Annotated in this window: 17 protein-coding genes and 1 pseudogene; 14 read left to right on the forward strand and 4 right to left on the reverse strand. The window is 63.0% G+C overall.

The window, feature by feature from the left end; all coding sequences use genetic code 11:
* The first annotated feature begins 23 nt into the window (after positions 1–23).
* The 6 genes from H0241_RS28125 (at position 24) to H0241_RS28150 (ending at position 8,050) form a co-directional block, all read left to right on the forward strand.
* Positions 24–1,040 (forward strand): NAD-dependent epimerase/dehydratase family protein, encoded by a 1,017-nt coding sequence (locus H0241_RS28125; protein ID WP_181061035.1) that lies wholly within the window; start codon positions 24–26, stop codon positions 1,038–1,040.
* Between the two features lie 12 nt (positions 1,041–1,052).
* On the forward strand, positions 1,053–1,976 hold the full coding sequence (locus H0241_RS28130; RefSeq protein ID WP_181061036.1) for an allantoinase PuuE: 924 nt from the start codon (positions 1,053–1,055) through the stop codon (positions 1,974–1,976).
* Positions 1,951–3,312, forward strand: coding sequence for a dihydroorotase (locus H0241_RS28135; RefSeq protein WP_235984524.1), 1,362 nt, complete (start codon positions 1,951–1,953; stop codon positions 3,310–3,312). The genes H0241_RS28130 and H0241_RS28135 overlap by 26 nt, the downstream gene beginning before the upstream one ends.
* 9 nt (positions 3,313–3,321) lie before the next feature.
* Positions 3,322–4,095, forward strand: a complete 774-nt coding sequence (locus H0241_RS28140) for an SDR family NAD(P)-dependent oxidoreductase (RefSeq protein ID WP_181061037.1) — start codon at positions 3,322–3,324, stop codon at positions 4,093–4,095.
* Positions 4,096–4,274: 179 nt separating this feature from the next.
* Positions 4,275–6,164, forward strand: a complete 1,890-nt coding sequence (locus tag H0241_RS28145; RefSeq protein ID WP_407941780.1) for an ABC transporter ATP-binding protein — start codon at positions 4,275–4,277, stop codon at positions 6,162–6,164.
* Positions 6,164–8,050: an ABC transporter ATP-binding protein gene (locus H0241_RS28150; RefSeq protein ID WP_181061039.1), complete on the forward strand. Its 1,887-nt coding sequence runs from the start codon at positions 6,164–6,166 to the stop codon at positions 8,048–8,050. Before H0241_RS28145 ends, H0241_RS28150 begins: the two co-directional genes overlap by 1 nt.
* A gap of 140 nt (positions 8,051–8,190) precedes the next feature.
* On the opposite strand, the gene H0241_RS28155 is transcribed toward H0241_RS28150, so the two are convergent.
* Complete coding sequence (locus H0241_RS28155) at positions 8,191–8,586, reverse strand: hypothetical protein (protein ID WP_181061040.1); 396 nt, start codon at positions 8,584–8,586, stop codon at positions 8,191–8,193.
* Between the two features lie 193 nt (positions 8,587–8,779).
* A pseudogene (locus H0241_RS35845) lies at positions 8,780–8,941 on the reverse strand (phosphohydrolase); the annotation flags it as partial.
* Between the two features lie 290 nt (positions 8,942–9,231).
* Between H0241_RS35845 and H0241_RS28160 the strand changes: the two are divergent.
* Positions 9,232–9,396, forward strand: coding sequence for a DUF3309 family protein (locus tag H0241_RS28160; protein WP_023667887.1), 165 nt, complete (start codon positions 9,232–9,234; stop codon positions 9,394–9,396).
* A 99-nt stretch (positions 9,397–9,495) separates the two neighbouring features.
* Positions 9,496–10,710, forward strand: a complete 1,215-nt coding sequence (locus H0241_RS28165) for an NAD(P)/FAD-dependent oxidoreductase (RefSeq protein WP_181061041.1) — start codon at positions 9,496–9,498, stop codon at positions 10,708–10,710.
* A gap of 94 nt (positions 10,711–10,804) precedes the next feature.
* Here the strand turns inward: H0241_RS28165 and H0241_RS28170 are convergent, their stop codons facing one another.
* Together H0241_RS28170 and H0241_RS28175 are read right to left on the reverse strand one after the other, a co-directional pair.
* Positions 10,805–11,227 carry a hypothetical protein gene (locus H0241_RS28170; RefSeq protein WP_181061042.1) on the reverse strand — a complete coding sequence of 141 codons (423 nt, stop codon included), beginning with the start codon at positions 11,225–11,227 and terminating at the stop codon, positions 10,805–10,807.
* 79 nt (positions 11,228–11,306) lie between these two features.
* A complete protein-coding gene (locus H0241_RS28175) occupies positions 11,307–12,503 on the reverse strand; it encodes a TCR/Tet family MFS transporter (RefSeq protein WP_181061043.1) in 1,197 nt (398 codons plus the stop codon).
* Between the two features lie 195 nt (positions 12,504–12,698).
* Between H0241_RS28175 and H0241_RS28180 the strand changes: the two genes are divergently transcribed.
* The 6 genes from H0241_RS28180 (at position 12,699) to H0241_RS28205 (ending at position 19,583) form a co-directional block, all read left to right on the forward strand.
* On the forward strand, positions 12,699–13,337 hold the full coding sequence (locus tag H0241_RS28180; protein WP_181061044.1) for a TetR/AcrR family transcriptional regulator: 639 nt from the start codon (positions 12,699–12,701) through the stop codon (positions 13,335–13,337).
* Between the two features lie 491 nt (positions 13,338–13,828).
* On the forward strand, positions 13,829–14,179 hold the full coding sequence (locus H0241_RS28185) for a YbaY family lipoprotein (RefSeq protein WP_181061045.1): 351 nt from the start codon (positions 13,829–13,831) through the stop codon (positions 14,177–14,179).
* Positions 14,180–14,192: 13 nt separating this feature from the next.
* The gene (locus H0241_RS28190; protein ID WP_181061046.1) at positions 14,193–14,984 is read left to right on the forward strand and encodes a M12 family metallopeptidase; all 792 of its coding nucleotides are present in this window, start codon (positions 14,193–14,195) and stop codon (positions 14,982–14,984) included.
* Between the two features lies 1 nt (position 14,985).
* On the forward strand, positions 14,986–16,284 hold the full coding sequence (locus H0241_RS28195; RefSeq protein WP_181061047.1) for a caspase family protein: 1,299 nt from the start codon (positions 14,986–14,988) through the stop codon (positions 16,282–16,284).
* Between the two features lie 9 nt (positions 16,285–16,293).
* Entirely contained in the window at positions 16,294–17,490 is a 1,197-nt protein-coding gene (locus H0241_RS28200; RefSeq protein ID WP_181061048.1) for a hypothetical protein, read from the forward strand.
* Between the two features lie 32 nt (positions 17,491–17,522).
* On the forward strand, positions 17,523–19,583 hold the full coding sequence (locus H0241_RS28205; protein ID WP_181061049.1) for a DNA/RNA non-specific endonuclease: 2,061 nt from the start codon (positions 17,523–17,525) through the stop codon (positions 19,581–19,583).
* Positions 19,584–19,631: the final 48 nt, after the last annotated feature.

A 19,631-nucleotide genomic window follows, 5' to 3' on the forward strand; every position in this document is an offset into this window, starting at 1 on the left:
AAGTCGACTTCAAAGGAGTTCCCATGACGCTGCTCGTCACCGGCGGTACCGGCTTTGTCATGAGCGTGGTGGCGCGCGAATGGCTGGATCGTGATCCGCAAGCCCGCGCCGTGATCCTCGACCGCTCGGGCCTCGACTCGATCGCGGAAAAGTTCTTCGCGCCGGTGAGGGAGCGCCTAACCGTGCTCACCGCAGACATACTGGACCCCGCGCAATGGGGGGCAGCGCTCGACACGCATGGCATCACGGCGATCATCCATGGCGCGACGGTGACGCCGAATTCGCGCCCGAGCGACCCGACGCAGCCACCCGAGGCCAACGATCCGGCCGCCATCGTCGACGTCAATCTGATGGGCACGGTGCGGATGCTAGAATGGGCACGCAGCCGTCCCGGCATCAAGCGTTTCGTCTATGTCAGCTCCGGTTCGGTCTATCGCCATAACGGCCCTGACTGGAGCGGCGAGCCGTTGCCCGAGGACGGCTATGTCGCGCCGCTGACGCTCTACGGCATTTCGAAATTCGCCGCTGAAATGGTCACCAACCGCTACGCCGATCTGTTCGGCCTGTCCGCCATTTCGGTCCGGCTGTCCTCGGTCTACGGGCCGATGGACCGTGTCACCGGCAGCCGCAATGTCCGCCATCTGCCGAACCGGGTCGCGCATATGGCGCTCAGCAACGAGACGATCCGGCCGAACAGTCTTGAGCCGCTCGGCGACTATGTGCTGTCGAGCGACGTCGCCAAGGCTGTCATGGCGCTGCTCGATGCCGAAAATTTGCGCTATCGCCACTACAATATCGGCAGCGGCGGCACACAGACCGTCGGCGACTTCATCGGCTGGGCCGCCGAACGCTTCCCCGGCCTGAAAAGCGAAATCAGCCCAGCCGAGACGGCAAACATCGTCATGAACGCAGCGCTGAAGACCGGCATGTGGGGCGAATACGATCTTGCCCGCATCGAGCGCGATACCAACTGGCGGCCGACGCCGGCGAGGCAGGCCTTCCACGACTATATCGACTGGATCGCCGCCAACGAGACCTGAGGAGGAGAGCCGATGCCGACCGATTTCCAGCAACCGCGCGACTTCGTCGGCTATGGACCGAACCCGCCCTTTATGACCTGGCCGGGCGGCGTCAAGCTCGCCATCAATCTGGTGCTCAATTACGAAGAGGGCTCGGAGTACTCCTGGCTCGAGGACGGCCGCAACGACAATTGGGGCGAGTACAATCTCACGTCCAGCCCGCCCGTGCGTGATCTCGGCACCGAGACGCATTTCGAATATGGCAGCCGCGCCGGCGTGTGGCGCCTGGCGCGGCTGTTCGACCGCTACCAGATACCGATCACAGTCTCCGCTTGCGCCGTCGCGCTGGAGCGCAACCCGGCGGTGGCCGAATGGATGAACGCGCGCGGGCACGATCTGCTCGGCCATGGCTTGCGCTGGATCGACTACACGACGATGGAGCGCGACGAGGAAGAGCGCCAGCTGCATGAAGCGATCGCGCTCTACGAGAAACTGATGGGCAGGCGTCCTTTGGGCTGGAATTGCCGCTCATTGCCGAGCGTCAACACGCGCGATCTGCTGGTGCGCGAAGGCGGGTTTCTCTACCACTCCGATCCCTGCAATGACGACCTGCCGTATTTCCTCGACCACCAGGGCACCGAGATCCTGGTCGTGCCCTATTCCAAGACACTCAACGACAGCCGCTACCTCGTCGCGCCGGGCTACAGCAATCCGCGCGACTTCGCCGAGGACTGCCGCTCGGCCATCGACTACATGCTCGACGAAGCCGACGAAATCGGCGGGCGCATGCTGACCATCGGCATTCACGCGCGCTGGATGGGGCAGCCTAACCGAGCATTGGGACTGCGCGAGGTGATCGAGCATGTGAAGTCGAAACCGGCCGCCGCCTTCATGCGGCGCGAGGACATCGCTCGCTTCTGGCTGGAGAACCATGCCGGCTTCGAGCGGCGAAGCTGAGATGTTCGAGACGCTGATCAGAGGCGCGACCGTCGTCAATGCCGACAGGCAAGAGCGGCGCGATGTCGGCATCGCCGGCGGCCGCATCGCGGCGCTGATGGCGCCCGGCGGAACGGCTGAAGCCGCGACGGTTCTCGATGCTTCCGGCTGCCTGTTGCTGCCCGGCCTGGTCGACGCGCATGCGCATCTGCGCGAGCCGGGCCTGACGCACAAGGAGGATTTTCTCTCGGGCACCCATGCCGCAGCCCTTGGCGGGGTAACGACGGTGCTCGACATGCCGACCGACGAGCCATGGACGGCCAGCGCCGCAGAGCTCGCCGACAAGATGGCCATGGCGGCAGGCCGGCTCCATGTCGATGTCGGCTTCCAGGCCGTGGTCAGCCGCGATTTGTCGCTGCTTCCCGGCCTGCTCGATCTCTCGCCCGTGTCGTTCGAATTGTTCACCGCCGATGTTCCGGAGGCCTTCCTGTTTCGGAATTTCGACACGGTTGCCGAGGCGCTCAGACATTTTGGCCATGCCGATACGCTGATCGGCATTTCGCCGGGCGATCAATCGATGCTGACCGGCGCCAATGAGCGCAACAAGACAGGCACCATCGCCGCCTTTCTCGACAGCCGGCCACCGCTGGCCGAAGCCGGCGGCGTTGCGCGCGCCGTGCTTGCCGCCGCCGCGACAGGCGCGCGCATCCATGTCCGGCAGATCAACTCGGAGCCGGGCGTCGGGGCTTGGAGCCGGCTGCGCGACCGGGCGGACGCCAGCGTCGAGACGACGCCGCAAAACCTGTTCTTCACCGCCGACGATTACGAGACGCAAGGCGCCAGGCTGAAAGGCTCGCCACCGTTGCGGTCGCGGCAGGATGTCGAGGCCTTGCGCGCGGCGCTGAAGGGTGAACTGATCGACATCGTCGCCACCGACCACGCGCCGCATGCGCCGGCCGAGAAGGCGGCCGCCTACGCCGCTTTCGCCGATATTCCCGGCGGCATGCCGGGATTGCAGACGCTGCTGCAGGCGATGCTGAAGCTCGTCGACGAGGGGCTGATCACTCATGCCGATGTGGTGCGGATGTGCGCACGCAATCCGGCCGAGCGTTTCGGGCTTGGCAAGCACAAGGGACGCATCGCCACCGGCTATGACGCCGACCTGCTGATCGTCGATCCGCGCGTATCCAGCTCCATCTCCGACGTCGAGCAGGTTTCCCGCGCGGCTTACACGCCGTTCGATGGCTGGAGCGTCAAGGCCCGGCTGACCAATGTGTTTCTGCGCGGGCGAGAGATCGTACGCGATCAGGCGCTGATCGGTTCGGGGCAAGGCAAGGTCGTGCGCCGGGAACACTGAGGAGAGAAAATGCCCCTGCTCAAAGACAAGGTCGCGATCGTCACCGGAGGAAGTTCCGGCATCGGCCGCGCGATCGCGCTCAAATTCGCGGCCGAAGGCGGCGCCGTCGTCATTGCCGACACGGTCGAAGTGCCTATCGAAGGCGGCCAGAGCACCGTCGATCTGATCCAGTCGACCGGCGGGACGGCGATGCATGTCGCAACCGACATTTCGGACTGGAACGCGGTCGATGCGCTGGTCGGCGCGACGGCCGCGCGCTTCGGCCGGCTCGACGTGATGGTCAACAATGCGGCCGTCTACACCAGCACCAATTTGGTCGAGACCACACCTGAGCAATGGAACCGCGTCATCGGCATCAATTTGACAGGCTTTTTCTACGGCTCAAAACGCGCCGTCATACAGATGCTCGGCCAGGCGCCGGTGCACGAGGTTCGCGGCCGTATCATCAACATCTCCTCTCAGCACGGCATGGTCGCCTGCCCCGGCGATTTTCCCTATTCGGCGAGCAAGGGCGGTATCGTGCAGATGACGCGGCAGATCGCCGTCGACCATGCCGACGATCTGATTGTCTGCAATGCGATTGCGCCCGGCAAGATCATCACCGGCAAGCCGGGCGTCGCCAATGATCCCGACGCGCTTGCGTATTCACACGGCCGCACGCCTTGGCCGCGGCTCGGCACCCCGAACGATGTGGCAGGCGCGGCGCTGTTTCTTGCCAGCGACATGGCAAGCTATGTCACCGGCATCAATCTGATGGTGGATGGCGGCTGGATGGCGGGCTGATCGTGCGGGACAATGCCTCGCAATGCGCCATAAGCCAAACCTGCAATCTTAGCCTCAACTCATATGTTATGCGCCGCCCTCAGGCACAGTGCGATGCCGCCATTGGCCCTTGAACGGCCAAAATGGAGGCGTACCATTGCAGCATCTGAAACTGAGTCTGCTTTCATTCGTCCGGGCTAATGTCCGGATCGGGCTGGATATTTTCCTTGAATACGGATGCAACAAGCGGCGCGGCCAAGCGCGGCAAATCGTTTGCCCATGTGGCGGAGGCCTCCTGGGGCAAGGGCCTCAGCACGCTGCTGCGCATCGTGCGCATGACGCTGCGCCATCCCTGGCAGGTGGCGATCACCATCGTCTCGACCTTCGTCGCCGCGACGCTACAGCTGTTCATCCCGCGCCTGCTGGGGCACGCCATCGACCAGGCGCAAGGGGTAATGACCGCGGGCGGCGGGGCGGCGGCGGAGCAGGCGCTGTGGACGACGGCGCTGACGCTGCTCGTCGTCTCGATCCTGCGCGGCCTCTTCACCATGGCGCAGAACTATTACGGCGAGGCCGTCGGCCACCGCACCGGCTATGAATTGCGCCTGGCTTTCTACGAGAAGATTCAGCGGCTGAGCTTCTCCTTCCATGACAGGGTCCACACCGGCGACCTCATCACGCTCGGCCTGCTCGACCTCGACGGCGTGCGCATGTTCTTTTCCACCGGCATATTGCGCGTCGTGCTGCTCGGTGTGCTGATCGGCGTCGGCTCCTACCTCCTGATCAGCACCGATATCGAGCTCGGGCTGCTCAGCCTGAGTTTTGTGCCGTTCGTCGCCTGGCGCTCCTCGGTCACGCAGCTCAGATTGCGCAGCACCTGGCTGACGTTGCAGGAGCGCCTCTCGGTGCTGAGCCGGGTGATGGACGAGAATCTCGGCGGCATCCGCGTCGTGCGCGCCTTCGCCGCGCAGCAACACGAGCTGGAGAAATTCGACCGCGCCAAGCTGTCGGCGCTGGAGCTCGCCGACCAACGCGTCGACATCCGTGTCTCCAACACCAGCGCCATGAATTTTTCCTTCCTGGCGGCCATGGGACTGGTGTTGTGGTTCGGCGGCCAGAAGGTGATTGCGGGCGAGATCAGCGTCGGCACCCTGGCCCAGTTCCTGACCTTCATGACCATTCTGCAGATGCCGGTGCGCCAGCTCGGCCTGATGGTCAACTCGTTTGCCCGCGCCTCGACCTGTGGCACCAGGCTGTTCGAACTGCTCGACGCCGAACTCGACATCGAGGATGCGCCTGGCGCCAAGGATCTCGTGGTCAGCGAAGGCGTGCTGCGCTTCGACAATGTCGGTTTCCGCTATGCCGGCGCGGGCGGCCGGCCGGCGCTGTTGGGCATTTCCTTCGAGGCGAGGTCCGGCGAGACCGTCGGCGTTGTCGGCCCGCCGGGCAGCGGCAAGTCGACCATTGCGCATCTGATCCCGCGCTTCTACGACGTCACGTCGGGCGCTATCACTATCGACGGGCAGGACATTCGTGCGGTCACACTGCAGTCGCTGCGCAAGGCGGTCGGCGTCGTGCAGCAGGACGCGTTCCTGTTCACCACCTCGATCGAGAACAACATCGCCTATGGCAATCCGTGGGCGCGCGAGACCCGCATCGGGCAGGCAGCCGAGTACGCCCAGCTGCACAACTACATTATCGGGCTCCCGGCGGGCTACACCACGGTCGTCGGTGAACGCGGCGCGTCGCTTTCCGGCGGCCAGCGGCAGCGCCTGACGATTGCCCGCACCCTGATGCTGCGACCTTCGGTTCTGGTCTTCGACGATTCCACTGCGGCCGTCGACGCCGGCACCGAGCAGCGGATTCGCACCGCGATGAAGCGCTTCGCCAAGGACCGCGTGACGCTGATCATCTCGCACCGGCTGAGCTCGCTGATGCATGCCGACCAGATCCTGTTCATCGAGAACGGCCGCATCGCCGAGCGCGGCACGCACCAGGAACTGCTGGCGCTCGGCGGACGCTACCGCGCGCTCTACGACCTTCAGTTGCGGCCGGAAGACGATTTGCCGGTGGCAGTGGGAGCCGCGTGATGTCGACACAGAATGACGACGAGAAGGAAGACACCAGCGGGCGGCCGACCAAGGCCGTCGTCGGCTCGCATCGCGACGAGGAAGAGGTTTTCGGCAAGGCCTACGATCCGCGCATCATCAGCCGCATCTGGAGCTTTGTAAAACCGTATCAGGGCCGGATCTTCATCTCGGTCACTGCCGTGCTGGTGTTCACGCTGACGCAGCTGGCGATCCCGCTGGTCATCCGCTACGCCATCGACCATGGCATGGCGGCCGGCCGGCCCGACCGCTCTGTAATGAACTGGGCGATCGGCGCTTTCGCACTGATCATCCTGATCAACTACGCCGCCAGCTATGTCCAGGAAAGCGTGGTCGGCAAGGTGGCCGAAAATGTGCTGTCGGACCTGCGCCGCGCCATGTTCAGCCATCTGCAGAGGGTCTCGCTGAGCTTCATGGACAAGACCGAGGTGGGCCGGTTGATGTCGCGCCTGCAGGGCGACGTCAATTCGATGCAGGAGTTCCTTGAAACATCCGTCATGTCGGTCGGCGACATCGTGCTTCTGTTCGGCATCGTCACCGTTCTGCTCTGGCTCGATTTCCGGCTCGGCCTGCTGACGCTGTCGACCATGCCGGCGCTGTTCATCGTGCGCCTGTTCTGGCTGCCGCGGGCCAAGGTCGCCTTCATGGCCGCGCACGAGACCAATTCGATCGCCAACGGCGCGCTTGCCGAAGGCATCCATGGCGTGCGCACGGTGCAGAGTCTCGAACGCCAGCACGTCAATTTCGACCTTTATGACGAGAAGGTGCTGGCCAACTTGAAGACGCACCTGACCTCGGCCAAATATGCGCAGGTGATGGTGCCGATCGTCGACACGCTGACCGGCATCGCCATGGCGACGGTCATCGTCGTCGGCGGTTCGATGGTGCTGTCGCACAGCCTCGACATCGGCGTCATGGTGGCGTTCCTGTTCTACATCCAACGCTTCTTCGACCCGATCCGCTCGCTCACCATGCAGTACAGCGTGATGCAGCGGGCCATGGCGTCGGGCCAGCGCATCTCCGAAGTGCTGGACGTGCCGGTCGACGTCAGCGACAGGCGAGGCGCGGTGAAGCTGACGCGCGACATGGACGGCTCGGTCGAGTTCAGGAACGTCACCTTCGGCTACCGGCAGAACCAGCCGGTGCTCAAAAATGTCTCCTTCCGCGTCAATCCCAGCGAGACGGTAGCGCTGGTCGGCCCGACCGGTTCGGGCAAGTCGAGCTGCATGGCGCTGGTGCACCGCTTCTACGATGTCTGGTCGGGCGAGGTGCGGGTCGGCGGCCACGATGTGCGCGACGTAACGCAGGATTCGCTCGGCGACCAGGTCGCCATGGTGCTGCAGGAGCCGTTCCTGTTTTCGGGCACGGTGCTGGAAAACATCCGCTACCACAAAACCGGCGCAACACGCGAGGAAGTGATGCGCGCCGCACAGGCCGTCGGCGCACACGACTTCATCGAGCATTTGCCCGACGGCTACGACACCGAGCTCGAGCAGCGCGGCGGCAATCTCTCGCTCGGCCAGCGCCAGCTGATCAGTTTTGCGCGCGCGCTGGTGGCGGATGCAAAAATCCTGGTGCTCGACGAAGCTACGGCCAGCATCGATTCCTACACCGAGATGCTGATCCAGAAGGCGCTGGTCACGCTGCTGGAAGGCCGCACCGGCCTGGTCATCGCCCACCGGCTCGCCACCATCCGCGGCGCCGATCGCATCATCGTGCTGCAGAACGGTGAGATCGTCGAAAGCGGCAACCACGAGCAGCTGATGGCGGCCAAAGGGCTCTACGCGCGGCTCTACAACATGAACTACGCCTCGTTCGACGACATGTCGGAGGAAGACACAGGCGCGCCGGCCGGCAAGGCGACGTGAGGAGACGGACGCTGCGCTCAGCCGATGGTCGCCTTCGCGGCTAAATCATGATGAGATTTGGTTGAAATCTCATCATGATCTAACTTTTTGTTGGAGCATGATCTTTTCCAAAAACCGGAACCCACTTTTTGGGATCATGCTTAGTCGTGCCAGCCGATGGACAGGCCCTTGGTCCACATGCATTTTTCGACACCTCCCCTAAGGAAGCCTTTCAGGAGAGAGCGCCTGCCGCCACCGAGGCCGTGAAGATCGGCTTCCGTGACAGGCTCGCGCGTCAGCCGCTCGGCTTCATCAGGCGTCAGCGGCAGTTGGACCCAGCATTGCGGATCGTCGCCGCCGACCCAGTCAACGGTCTCGATGAAGACGGAAACGAAGCGCTGCGAACAGACGGGGCAGCCGAGCACCGAGGCGATCAGATGCGACTCGTCGATGAGCGTGGCCTGGTGAGACAGGCCGGCGCGCGCCTCCCAGGCGTCGTCCGGCGACACCGGCCAGCAGCGCTGGCAGCCGAAATTTCCGGACGACGCGTCAGCCATTGATCCTCCTGCGCCTCGTTACATCCCGACCTTGCATGATCCGGTCAAGGTCCTTGCATCGCGGGTCGCATGCGATCATTTCCTAGGCCGCAATTCAATCTGCAACAGCGGCTTCGATCCCCATAGCAGCCATACGTAGAACAGCAGCAGCCCGCCGCCGATCTTGACCATACGCGTCGAGAATGATGCTGCTCTAACGCCACGCGGAGTTGCGGATCACCGAGCAGAAATTGCCGCGATGGAAATGCGGCTCCTTGTCGGCGATCACATCGGCCTTGACGTTGCCGAAGGTGGTCTCGGGCTTGTGCTTGATACCGTCGTAAAAGGCCTCGATGATATCCTCCTTGAGGGCAGGCGCATCCTATTCGGGAATAGCTCGATGTGACGCCCGCCGCCTACCGGCGCGTTCAGGTCGATGAACTGCAGCTGTGTCTTAAGGGCGATTCCGCACTGAATTCTACCGCGCCCCCTAGCGCGCGATGGCACGCTGCGGCGTGCGCCTTAACCTCAACAAACGCCGTCATGATGGGTTTCGTTCCTTAGCCGTCGCATGAAAATGGCTGGGGAACAGGACGGCTTGCCGCGAGTTTCTGTCTTCGAGCCGCGCGGCGTGAATGGCGCGGCAGCGCAAGGAGGAGACGGCATATGGGCCTGGGTACCATTCTTATTATCATCCTTATCATCGCGTTGCTTGGCGGCTTCAGCGGCCTCGGCGGCGGACCATTTTACGGCACGGGTTACTATGGCGGCGGCGGCCTCGGGCTGGTGCTGATCATCGTGATCATTCTGGTTGTTCTCGGACGCATATAGCGTCGCCATCGGCCGCCGAAGCTCGCAGCTACGGCGGCCGCTCTCGGTTTGACGACATTGGTTGGCAGTTGAAGACATTGCTGGCGTCTGGAGACATTGGTGGCACGCAAACTCGACCTGCGCAGTGGCCGGCCGGTCTGGTTTGCCTATCGGGCGCCATCGGTGCCGACGGAAAAACTGACCCGCGACGTCAAGACCGACGTGCTGATCGTCGGCATGGGGATCAGCGGCGCCATGGCCACAGAAACGCTGGCCGGCGCTGGCCATTCGGTGATCTGCATCGACCGTCGTGGACCCTTGCTGGGATCGACTGCGGCGACGACGGCGCTGGTGCAGTTCGAACTTGACCAGCCGCTGACGAAACTTTCGCCGATGGTCGGGAAGGCCGATGCCGGACAGGCATGGCGTCGGTCGCGGCTTGCGGTGTCCAACCTTGGCGGAAGGATCGCCGAACTCGGCATCGACTGTCGCCTTACATCATCCCCTTCGCTCTATCTGGCCGGCGATGTACTCGACCCCTCCGCGCTGCGCGACGAGGCAGAAGCGCGCCGGCAGGTCGGCATCGGCGCAAGCTACCTGACCCGCAAGGTCCTCGCCGACGAGTTTGGTATCGATCGCGCCGGCGCCATCCTGAGCCACGGCAATCTTGCGCTCGACCCGCGCAAACTCACCGCCGGCCTGCTGCTGAAATCGCTGCAGCGCAAGGCGCGTTTCTACGCGCCGGTGCAGGCGACGGCGATCGAGGACAGCCGTGACCAGGTCGCCGTCGCTACCAGCCTCGGTCCGACGATCACTGCGCGGCATCTGGTGCTGGCCACCGGCTACGAACTGACCGATATCATCCCGAAGACCGCGCACAGCGTCGTCTCGACCTGGGCGATCGCCACGGCGCCGCAGCCGAAAAACATTTGGCCGCGCGCCGTGCTGATCTGGGAAGCGTCGGAGCCATATCTGTACCTGCGCGCGACAGCAGACGGCCGCGTCGTCTGCGGCGGCGAGGATGAGGGGTTCACCGACGAGGCGCGTCGTGACCCGCTGATCGCCGACAAGGCGAAACGTCTGGCGAAGAAACTGCATCGCCTGCTGCCGCGGCTCGACGTCCGCCCCGAATTCGCCTGGACCGGCTCATTCGGCACCACGAGCACAGGCATGCCCTATATTGGCGCACTGCCGTGCCACCCACGCATCCACGCCGTGATGGGTTATGGCGGCAACGGTATCACCTTCTCGCAGATCGCTTCGGAGATCGTTGCCTCGGCGATCGGCGGCATCGAAGACTCCGATGCGAAGCTCTTCTCATTCAGCCGGTCCTGATCGGCCGCTTCGCCCTCTTCGCCCGCCACGCCGTCGCCCAAGCAGTAATCTCTACAGCACGGCTAATGAAGCTTCGGTCTTTCAACGGCGCGGTTTAGGGTTTGCAACTGCTGACGCTTTTGAACGTCATTTCATTTTTGCAATCATATTCCGGAGGCCAGTCGTTGCTACTTCTGGTGCAAAATTGGGCGATTATGGCTTCCGCGCTGTACCGGCCAATGAAGATATCAGGCTTTATGGAATTGTCGGTCTGCAGCCCGGTGAAAAAGCTGATTTCCGATCCGCTTTTGCAGGCACAACCGATCATCAGATCGTCTTTCATCCGACCGGCAATCTGAGCGCAGCCTGCCGGTCCAGGAAGTGCGTCCGAGATTCGAGTAATCTCCAGGCAGGTTCCGCGTTGCTGTTCGCGCCACTTCGAGTTCAAGGCGGGAAGATCATCCGCCAATGACGCCGTCGTCGCCGCGCCTAGAAATGTCATCTCGACAATGGCAGAAATCAGGAAAGCCTTCTTCATCGATACCTCTCCCGGTTACGTCCGGTGAGTATAGCATATTTGCAAGGTCTGGTGTGTGAGCGGCTTTACTGACGGAGATCTACGCGATCGCAGGCTCTACGGAGCGGGCGCTCCGGGTGCCGAGAAGAACCAGCGGAATGGCTATGGCATAGACGACCAGCACCGAGAGCCAGATGGCTCCGGGCCACTGCTTCTGGACAACAAAGTAGAAGGTCGAGAAGCCAAGCGGGGCAATGACGGAGGCGAGGCTGACGGCCGATGCCAGCACGCCCTGGAGCTGGCCCTGGCGGGCGGGGTCGACCTGCCTCGTGGCAAAGGCCTGGAACGCCGGGGCGCCGATGCCGGCCAGCGCGAAGACCGGCATGATGGCGAACACCATCCAGCCGTGATTGGCGAAAGCCATGGCGAGAAGGGCAATGCAGGCGAAACCGATGCCGGTGACGACGGCCCAGCGCTCGCCGAGCAGCCTCGCCGCTGGGCCGGGCAGGAATGCCTGCACCAGCGTCTGGCAGACGCCGAACGCACCCAGCGAAAGGCCGATCCAGACGCCGTTCCACTGGAACGTGTCGAAGCCCCAGAGCGCCCAGCAGGTGCCGTAGGCCTCTCCGGTGGCGCTCATGATGAAGAACACCAGGATGATGGGCAGCAGCCCTCTCATCGAGAACACCCAGCGCAGCGGCGCAAGCGGGTTGAGCGCGACCAGATCGAGCTTCTGGCGGGCCGGTGTGCGCGACTCCGGCAGGACGAAGAAGGCGAGTAGAAGATTGCAGGCGTTGAGCACGGCGGCGGCGATGAAAGGCAGACGCAACCAGTATTCGCCGAGCAGACCGCCGAGCACCGGCCCGATGATGAAGCCAGCGCCGAACACGGCGTTGAACAGGCCGAAGCGGCGGGCTCGCTTATCCTGCGGCGACACATCGGTGATGTAGGCCATGGCGACGGAGACGTTGGCGCTGGTCAGGCCGGCAATGGCGCGGCCGAGGAACAGCATCCAGAGCTGCGGCGCGAAGGCCATGACGATGTAGTTGATGGCCGCACCGGCGAGCGAAATGAGCAGCACGGGACGCCTGCCGATATTATCGCTCAAGGCGCCGAGCATGGGCGCGAAGACGAATTGCATGAGCGCATAGAGCGCGGTCATGATGCCGATGTAGGGTACGATGTCAGGGCTGTGCGTCACCTCTTGGAGGAGGCGCGGGAGGATGGGGAAGATGAGACCTATGCCGACGGCGTCGAGCCCGATTGCGGCGAAGATGACGGTAAGGGATTTGTTCATGGCGAAGGTTCTGTTCATGACGAGGAGTTGTTCATAGTGGGGCAGCGCGGTGAGGAGCTTGCCCGTGACGTGCCCTGTGGGCGCGGACCTGCTGGGTTTCTGCGGCGGGGTCGAGCGAAAAGGCTTGTTTTCCGGCTTACCTGTTTCTATACTTGATACCAATCTATACTTAGTACATATTTTGTCAGGAGCACCATGTCAACCCCGCCCGACCGCCGATCCCGCAAGCGCCTCGCCACGCGGCAAGGCATCTCCGATGCCGCCACGCGCCTGTTCTTCGAGCGGGGTTTCGATCAAGTGACGGTGGATGAGATAGCGGCGGCCGCCGATGTCGGGCGGATGACGGTGTTCAATCACTTCCCGCGCAAGGAGGACATGCTCTTCGACCGCGACGAGGAAGGCCGCGAGATGCTGCGCGAGGCTCTGCGGCAGCGCGATCCAGGCATCGCGCCGATCGAGGCGTTGCGGCTGTTCGCGCATCGCCTGGTTGCCGAACGTAGCCCCGTCGTCGAATTCTCCGCCAGGAGCCAGGGCCTGATCAGGACGGTCGAGGGCAGCGAGACGCTCAAGGCGCGGGCGAGAGCGATACGGGATGAGCTGGCGGACGTGCTGACGGTAGCGCTGACTGAAGGCGCGGGGCGTGATGCCGCCGACCCCGACGCCCGGCTGGGTGCGGCGCTGCTCCTGATGACATGGAGTGTGGCCTTCATCCAGGCGCACCGGACGTTTCGAGAAACCCGCGACAGCGGCCAAGCGAGCGCGGCCTTTCTCGCTCTCGTCGACAAGGGCAGCATCGGCCTCAAAGCCGCAATGGCAGGTACGCCTTACGCCTGAGCAATCGCCCGCTTCCGCCCTACGCGCGATCCAGCCCTGCGGCCCATTCGCAATTTTGTACCGAAGGGAATGGACGTGACGTATTTCATAGACTGTCGCGGCGTCAGTTCACATCGTGAACGATCGACAAAGATATTTGCTCGTCGTTGAGATCTGACAGGCCAGACGACGTCACATGGACCATGTGCGGCGCGCGTGGACGTTTTGTCAATAACATGGCCTTCGTTGACTTCGGTCGAATCCAATAGGTCGACCTGTTTACTTGACAACACAGTAAATTCAGCACTTAATCACCACGTTCTTGTCATCCAATTATGGCCAATAAGAGCGGTTCTCGACGACATGGCGGTGGGCTCGTTCATTGTCACGAATACTGTGCTGTCGATATCGGGGCGCGTTGCGTTCGTTTGCCGTCACCTCAGAAATTTTGCCGAACTTGTCGCGGGCTTTGCTCCGCACCGAAGCGTTCCCGGAGATGATGGAGCAGCCCGGTGAGCAGCCCCGACATCAACGGCTCAATTGATTTCGTCGACGGTCCACCCAGCCGCCCCGTGGATATCAGCGTCCGGCTCGAGGACACGACCATGCTCGACGCGCCATCGATCGTGATGGCCGAGACGCACTACCGGCTTGAGCCCGGTTCGACGCAGCCCGTCGCGTTTGTGCTCTCGGTTCCTGACGAAGCAGTCGAAGAGCGGCGGCAATACACGCTGTCTGCCCGCGCCGGGTACCTTCCGGCCGGAGCGGATGACGCATCATTCGGCACAGTGTTGAGTTACCCGTGGCGGCTTGGGTCAAAGACGCCGCAGCGGCTGCGACTTCATTCTTTCGATCGAGACTGAGAGGGAGGGGAAAATGGCGGAAGACGGAGAACTCAAAGCGGGACCAGCCGTGCAAACCACATTTGCGCGGATCGGCAAGACAGTACGCCCGGTTCAATACACAGTCGTCGACGGCCAGGCGGTGGTCGAGGGTTGCATTGTCTTGGGCAGCGCCAAGGAAGCGGCAGACACTCTTGCAGCCGTGCAACAATCGCCAGGAATGCTACGCAAGGGGGCGGTAGGACTTGGATCGGCCATCCTGGGCAAGAAGTTTCGCTGGCCGGGGGGCGTCCTGATCTTCGAAATGGCAGCGACGCTGCCGAAACCAGAGCGCGTCCATGACGCAATGGCCCACTGGTCTGCCAAGACCTCGATCAAATTCCAGCAGCGCGATCCCAGCAACCCCAAGCACAAGAACTTTGTAGCGTTCGTTCCCGGCTCCGGCTGCCGCTCGGCGGTGGGCATGCGGGGCGGGCGCCAGGAACTGGTGCTCGGGCCGGAATGCAGCGCAGGCAACGCCATCCATGAGATCGGGCATGCGCTCGGCCTCTGGCATGAGCAGAGCCGGATCGATCGCGACGCGCATATCCGCATCCGGTTTGACCGGATACAGGCCGGCATGGAGCACAATTTCACGCAGCACATTCACGATGGCATCGACGTCGAGGACTACGATCTCGACTCCATCATGCATTATCCACTCGTCGCCTTCTCCAAGGACGGCAAGCCCACCATTGAGCTTCTCACCGGCCACGCCGGTACCGTTGGTCAGCGCCAGGGGTTGAGCCCTGGAGACCGGGCCACGATCAAGAAGATGTACGGCTAAGATGACCCTCGTATTCGATCGCCGGGCCAAGTTTGCAGGCCAACCCCAGACGCATGCCTTCCTGGTGGGGGTGAGCGAGTATACGCATCTGCCCAAACCGAACGAGCCGCCCGACGCCGAGAAATTCAACCTGCAGCGGCTGGCCTCGCCGGCGCTCAGCGTCTGGGAGATCTGCCGCTGGCTGATCGCCAATGCGGACACGCTCACCTGTCCGCTCGCAACCATCCGCCTGGTGATGTCGCCTTCGGCGAAGGAAAAGCCGAAACTTACCCCGATCGATCTCGGCCAAGGCAAACAATTGAAAAAGACCAAGATCGATCCGGCCGACTGGAAACATTTCGTTCCGGAGGCCATCGAGTGGCGCAAGGAAGCCTCCGCCGACCGCAACTCCATGACCTTTTTCTATTATTCCGGGCATGGCCTGGAGCGCCTCGGCACGCCTTTGATCACGCTGGCCGATTTCACCGATCCGGCAGCCGGCGGCGTGCTGCAGCGCTCATGCGAGGTGGCCGCCAATTTCGTGCTTGGCATGGCGCCCTCAGCGAACCGGCCGGAGATGGCCAGGACCCAGTTCTATTTTGTGGATTCCTGCCGCGAGACCGTCATGGACTACCCCGGCCTGGCGAACCCGCCCGGCACCGTGTGGGATACACTGCCGGGCATCGACGACCGCGCAACGCCGATGTTCATGGCTTCCTATCCTGGCGCCATCGCGATGACGATCGCAGGCAAGAGGACTGACTTCTGCGAGGCGCTGATCAAGTGTCTGGACAATGGAGCGGAGAACCGGGATTTGAACGACCCGCAACAGCGCTGGCCGGTCAGCAGCTTCACCCTCAATACGGCGCTCAGCAACCATTTCCAGCTGAAGAAAACCGGCCAGTATTCAACGGCGGCAGGCACGAGTTTCAAGAACGTGACGCTGCGGTGGCTAACATCGCCGCCGGAGGTCGAGTTCCGGCTGGTCATTCGCCCCGACGCGGCGATCGGCGTTACCGGGCTCGCATTGGAGCGTGTGGGCGGCGGCTTCCACAAGGATATTCCACCTTCGGAGGCGGATCACCCCTACGCTGTGACCTCGCGGGCGGGAATATTTCAGCTGACGGCCAAGGCCGCGGCCGGATTTTCCGAGGTCACCGATATCCAACTCATCAACCAGCAGACGCCGAACTGGCCGATAAGCATGGCTGCAATCGTGCCCGCGCCTCCGCCGGCAGCCCTGCCCGCGGCTCCCATGGCGGGGCCGCCCGCTGCGCCACCTGCAGGTCCACCGGCGGCCCCACCGGCGGGTGGGGGATAGGAGGGTAAGATGAGCGGCAAGTTGACCCTGTCCATACCTGCGAGCCTCGGCATCTCCGATGCCCGAGTCTCGATCCTGGACCACGATCTGAAGATTGTCGGCGAGACCACGCTCGCCCAGCCCGCCGAGGGCATCGACCTCGCCCCGGGTTTTTATGCAGCCCGCGCACTGCTGCCCAATGGCACGTTCCTGGAAACGGCGTTCCAAATGCCGACCTCAGGCGAGAATGCCGAGGTCATGCTTACGCAGGCCAGGGTGGGCTCGTCCCTACCCGCCACGAGCAACAGCGCTTTCGAGCGCCTGAATGTGCCGGGCTACGAATCCGACGCAAACGTGCTGGAAGGCGTTGGGCTGGAAAGCATGGGGCTCGAAAGCCTCGAAAGCGTGCAGGAATCCGCCCCACGCGAATTCGCGCTGATATCGGTCGACTTCGAGGGGCGGACTTTGTCGGAAGGGCAGAAACTTTCGACCGATCCCTCCGGTTGGATCGCGATCCCCGGCAGTTTCCTGCCCGGCTTTGTGCGGACGGCGGACGACGATGGCCGTTATTTCTATGTGGCGGCTCCCGTTTCCGGAACCGAAGGGGCGCAGATTTCTATCCCTGCCACAGCGTCGGGCAATTTTGCGGTGAAGCTGCAGGACCCGGACGCCGATCTGTTTATCCGCTATCTCGAAGGCCGTCAGCTCGAGCAGCTTTCGCTGATTTCGGACTATTGGCGCAAGGCGAGAGATCTGCTCGCCGACAAGCATGAATTTCCGATCGCCGCTGCCGTCGGCGCCTACGTCATGATGCTGGTGGGACCGCCCGACGGGCGCGAAAGCGAGAGCACGTCCAGCGGCAACTGGCTGGACCGCTGGACTGAAATGCTGTGTCGCGACACGCCCTGGCTGGCGGACGGGCTGTGTATCAGGGCCGAGGTGCGCGCGCGGCGCGGCGAGCACCGCGAAGCGCTGGACCTTCTCTACGAATTGCCGTCGCGCGGCCTGCCGATGTTCACGCCAGGCTTGCGTTTTGCTCTCGATCGCCTGAGCGGCTACCGCAACGCCTCGGGAAGATATTTCAACCAGGCTGACGGCGAAAAAATAGGCGCGCTTCTCGATCGGCTCTACCGCACCGCAAGCAACGCCAATTTCGACCGACCGGTGCTGAATTTCCGCGAACCGGCCGACGCCTGGGCAAGCAGGAAGGCAGCAATGCCGAAATAAGTTCCAACCAAAATCGAGAAAGCGAGGATGCCGTGGGCAAGCTTGAGGACCAACTGGCGCGGTTGCGCCGCTTCAACGCGTCGGTCAGGGCGGGCGACCCGCAGCTTGCCGAAGAGAGCGCCGATCTCGGAGCCGAGAACGAGGCGATAGAGATCGCGCGATCCCCCGAGGCGCTTGATGAGGCCGTAGAGTTGGAAAGCATCGCCATGCGGCGCGAGCGGCCGGTGCTGGCCATCCTGAACAACGTGACCAAGCTTGTCTTCATCGACAGAGCCGATAGCGCAATCTGGGAGGCGCGGCTGAAGAAGGCCAGGCCGCTGCTCGACAAGGCAATTCGCGCCGTTGGGCGGATCAATCTTCTTGGCGCGCCGTTCGAGTGGGTGGGCACAGGATGGCTGGTCGCCGAGAACGTGCTCGTCACCAATCGCCATGTCGCCCGGGAATTCGCAGCGCGGAAGGGCGCTGGCTTTACATTCAAGCCAGGGGTGAGCGCACCCATGGAAGCGAGCACCGATTTTCTGGAGGAGATCGACAATCCCGACCAACTCCTTTTCAAGCTGGTCAAGCCGCTGCACATCGAGGATGCAGCGGGCTATGACGTTGCCTTCTTCGAGATCGAGATAGTCTCCGGAAAGGCCAAGCTTGCAAGCCCTATCGATCTGGCCACGGACATCAGGCAGACCGAAAACGTCGCGACTATTGGCTATCCCGCCTATGACAGCCGCATTCCCGAACCGGAGCTGATGGAGCGCATCTTCGGCAAGATCTACAACAAGAAGCGGCTTGCGCCTGGCGGCGTGACTCGGGTGGAGCCGACGCGCATCTTGCACAATTGCACGACACTCGGCGGCAATTCGGGGTCGGTGGTCTTCGATCTCGACAGGGGAAATGCGATTGGGCTGCATTTCAGCGGCAGCTTCCTTTCGACGAACTACGCTGTGCGCGCCGACGTGGTCAAGAAACTGCTCGACGACGTACGGGCTGGCCGCGTGCCGCGCCGCACGGAGACGCCGTCTCGCGATGCGCCCCCGGCCCCGACGCCGCAGCGCCGCCCCTCGACCGTCGTGCGCCAGAGCGTCAGCGGCAACAGCCTGACGATCCCGTTGACGTTGCGCATATCGGTGGAGCTCGATCGCGGCGGTCCGCTGGCGCCAGTGTTGGCGCGAAGCAGGGTGACGGACAGCGGTGCAGACGACTCGGACATGATCGACGACACAGAGTCCGTCGCCGAAGACTATCGCGACCGCGGCGGCTACGACCCTGCTTTCCTCGGCGACGTATTCAGCGTCGACATGCCGACGGTGATACGCGGCGCCGACGACATTCTTGAGTTCCAGGAGGACGGCGTTTCCAAGACGGAGCTTCGGTACGAACACTATTCCGTCATCATGAGCCGCAGCCGCCGCATGTGCTTTCTGAGCGCCTGCAACATCGACGGCAATCAGTCCAAGAAGAGCGCCCGCGTCGCCTGGAAATGGGATCCGCGCATTCCCAAAGAACAGCAGATCATGAAGGAATGCTACGGCAACCCGCCGAAGTTCAGCCGGGGGCATATGACACGGCGGGAGGATCCGGGCTGGGGTTCGCCGGAAATCGCCAAGCGCGGCAACGAAGATTCCATGCACGTCACCAATGTGACGCCGCAGATGCAGGCCTTCAACGCCCCAATATGGCTGGCGCTCGAGGACTATGCGCTGCAGCATGCCCGCGAGGATGCGATGAAGATTTCGGTCTTCACCGGCGCCTATTTCGCAAAAGCCGACCCGGAGATGTATGGCGTCCGCATTCCGGTGGCCTTCTGGAAGGTCATCGCCTTCATCCACGATGACACCGGCAAACTCTGCGCGACGGGGTACGAGATGGACCAGCAGCAAAGTCTGTTGCCGGAAGAGGAATTCGTGTTCGGGGCATTTACGTCACCGCAACTCGGCACCGCGACACAGGTTTCCATCCGCAGCATCGAAGCGCGCAGCGGCATTAATTTCGGCAGGCTTGCCGCCGTGGATCCTTTGGCCGGCGATGAGGAAAGCGTATCTGCAGGCGGCGCGGCATTGCCACTTCTTGCCATGGAGCAAATCCGGTTCCTTCGTTGATAGACGGCCATCATGGAAGAACTTGACTGACGCGCATTCCGTGGACCA

Source organism: Mesorhizobium neociceri (genome assembly GCF_013520985.1).
GTDB classification, from domain to species: Bacteria; Pseudomonadota; Alphaproteobacteria; order Rhizobiales; family Rhizobiaceae; genus Mesorhizobium; species Mesorhizobium neociceri.

Excerpts from the sequence above, each read along its gene's own strand:
- H0241_RS28125 (WP_181061035.1), top strand. The coding sequence starts at position 24 with ATGACGCTGCTCGTCACCGGCGGTACCGGCTTTGTCATGAGCGTGGTG.
- H0241_RS28130 (WP_181061036.1), top strand. The coding sequence starts at position 1,053 with ATGCCGACCGATTTCCAGCAACCGCGCGACTTCGTCGGCTATGGACCG.
- H0241_RS28135 (WP_235984524.1), top strand. The coding sequence starts at position 1,951 with ATGCCGGCTTCGAGCGGCGAAGCTGAGATGTTCGAGACGCTGATCAGA.
- H0241_RS28140 (WP_181061037.1), top strand. The coding sequence starts at position 3,322 with ATGCCCCTGCTCAAAGACAAGGTCGCGATCGTCACCGGAGGAAGTTCC.
- H0241_RS28145 (WP_407941780.1), top strand. The coding sequence starts at position 4,275 with ATGTCCGGATCGGGCTGGATATTTTCCTTGAATACGGATGCAACAAGC.
- H0241_RS28150 (WP_181061039.1), top strand. The coding sequence starts at position 6,164 with ATGTCGACACAGAATGACGACGAGAAGGAAGACACCAGCGGGCGGCCG.
- H0241_RS28155 (WP_181061040.1), bottom strand. The coding sequence starts at position 8,586 with ATGGCTGACGCGTCGTCCGGAAATTTCGGCTGCCAGCGCTGCTGGCCG.
- H0241_RS28160 (WP_023667887.1), top strand. The coding sequence starts at position 9,232 with ATGGGCCTGGGTACCATTCTTATTATCATCCTTATCATCGCGTTGCTT.
- H0241_RS28170 (WP_181061042.1), bottom strand. The coding sequence starts at position 11,227 with ATGAAGAAGGCTTTCCTGATTTCTGCCATTGTCGAGATGACATTTCTA.
- H0241_RS28175 (WP_181061043.1), bottom strand. The coding sequence starts at position 12,503 with ATGAACAAATCCCTTACCGTCATCTTCGCCGCAATCGGGCTCGACGCC.
- H0241_RS28180 (WP_181061044.1), top strand. The coding sequence starts at position 12,699 with ATGTCAACCCCGCCCGACCGCCGATCCCGCAAGCGCCTCGCCACGCGG.
- H0241_RS28190 (WP_181061046.1), top strand. The coding sequence starts at position 14,193 with ATGGCGGAAGACGGAGAACTCAAAGCGGGACCAGCCGTGCAAACCACA.
- H0241_RS28195 (WP_181061047.1), top strand. The coding sequence starts at position 14,986 with ATGACCCTCGTATTCGATCGCCGGGCCAAGTTTGCAGGCCAACCCCAG.
- H0241_RS28200 (WP_181061048.1), top strand. The coding sequence starts at position 16,294 with ATGAGCGGCAAGTTGACCCTGTCCATACCTGCGAGCCTCGGCATCTCC.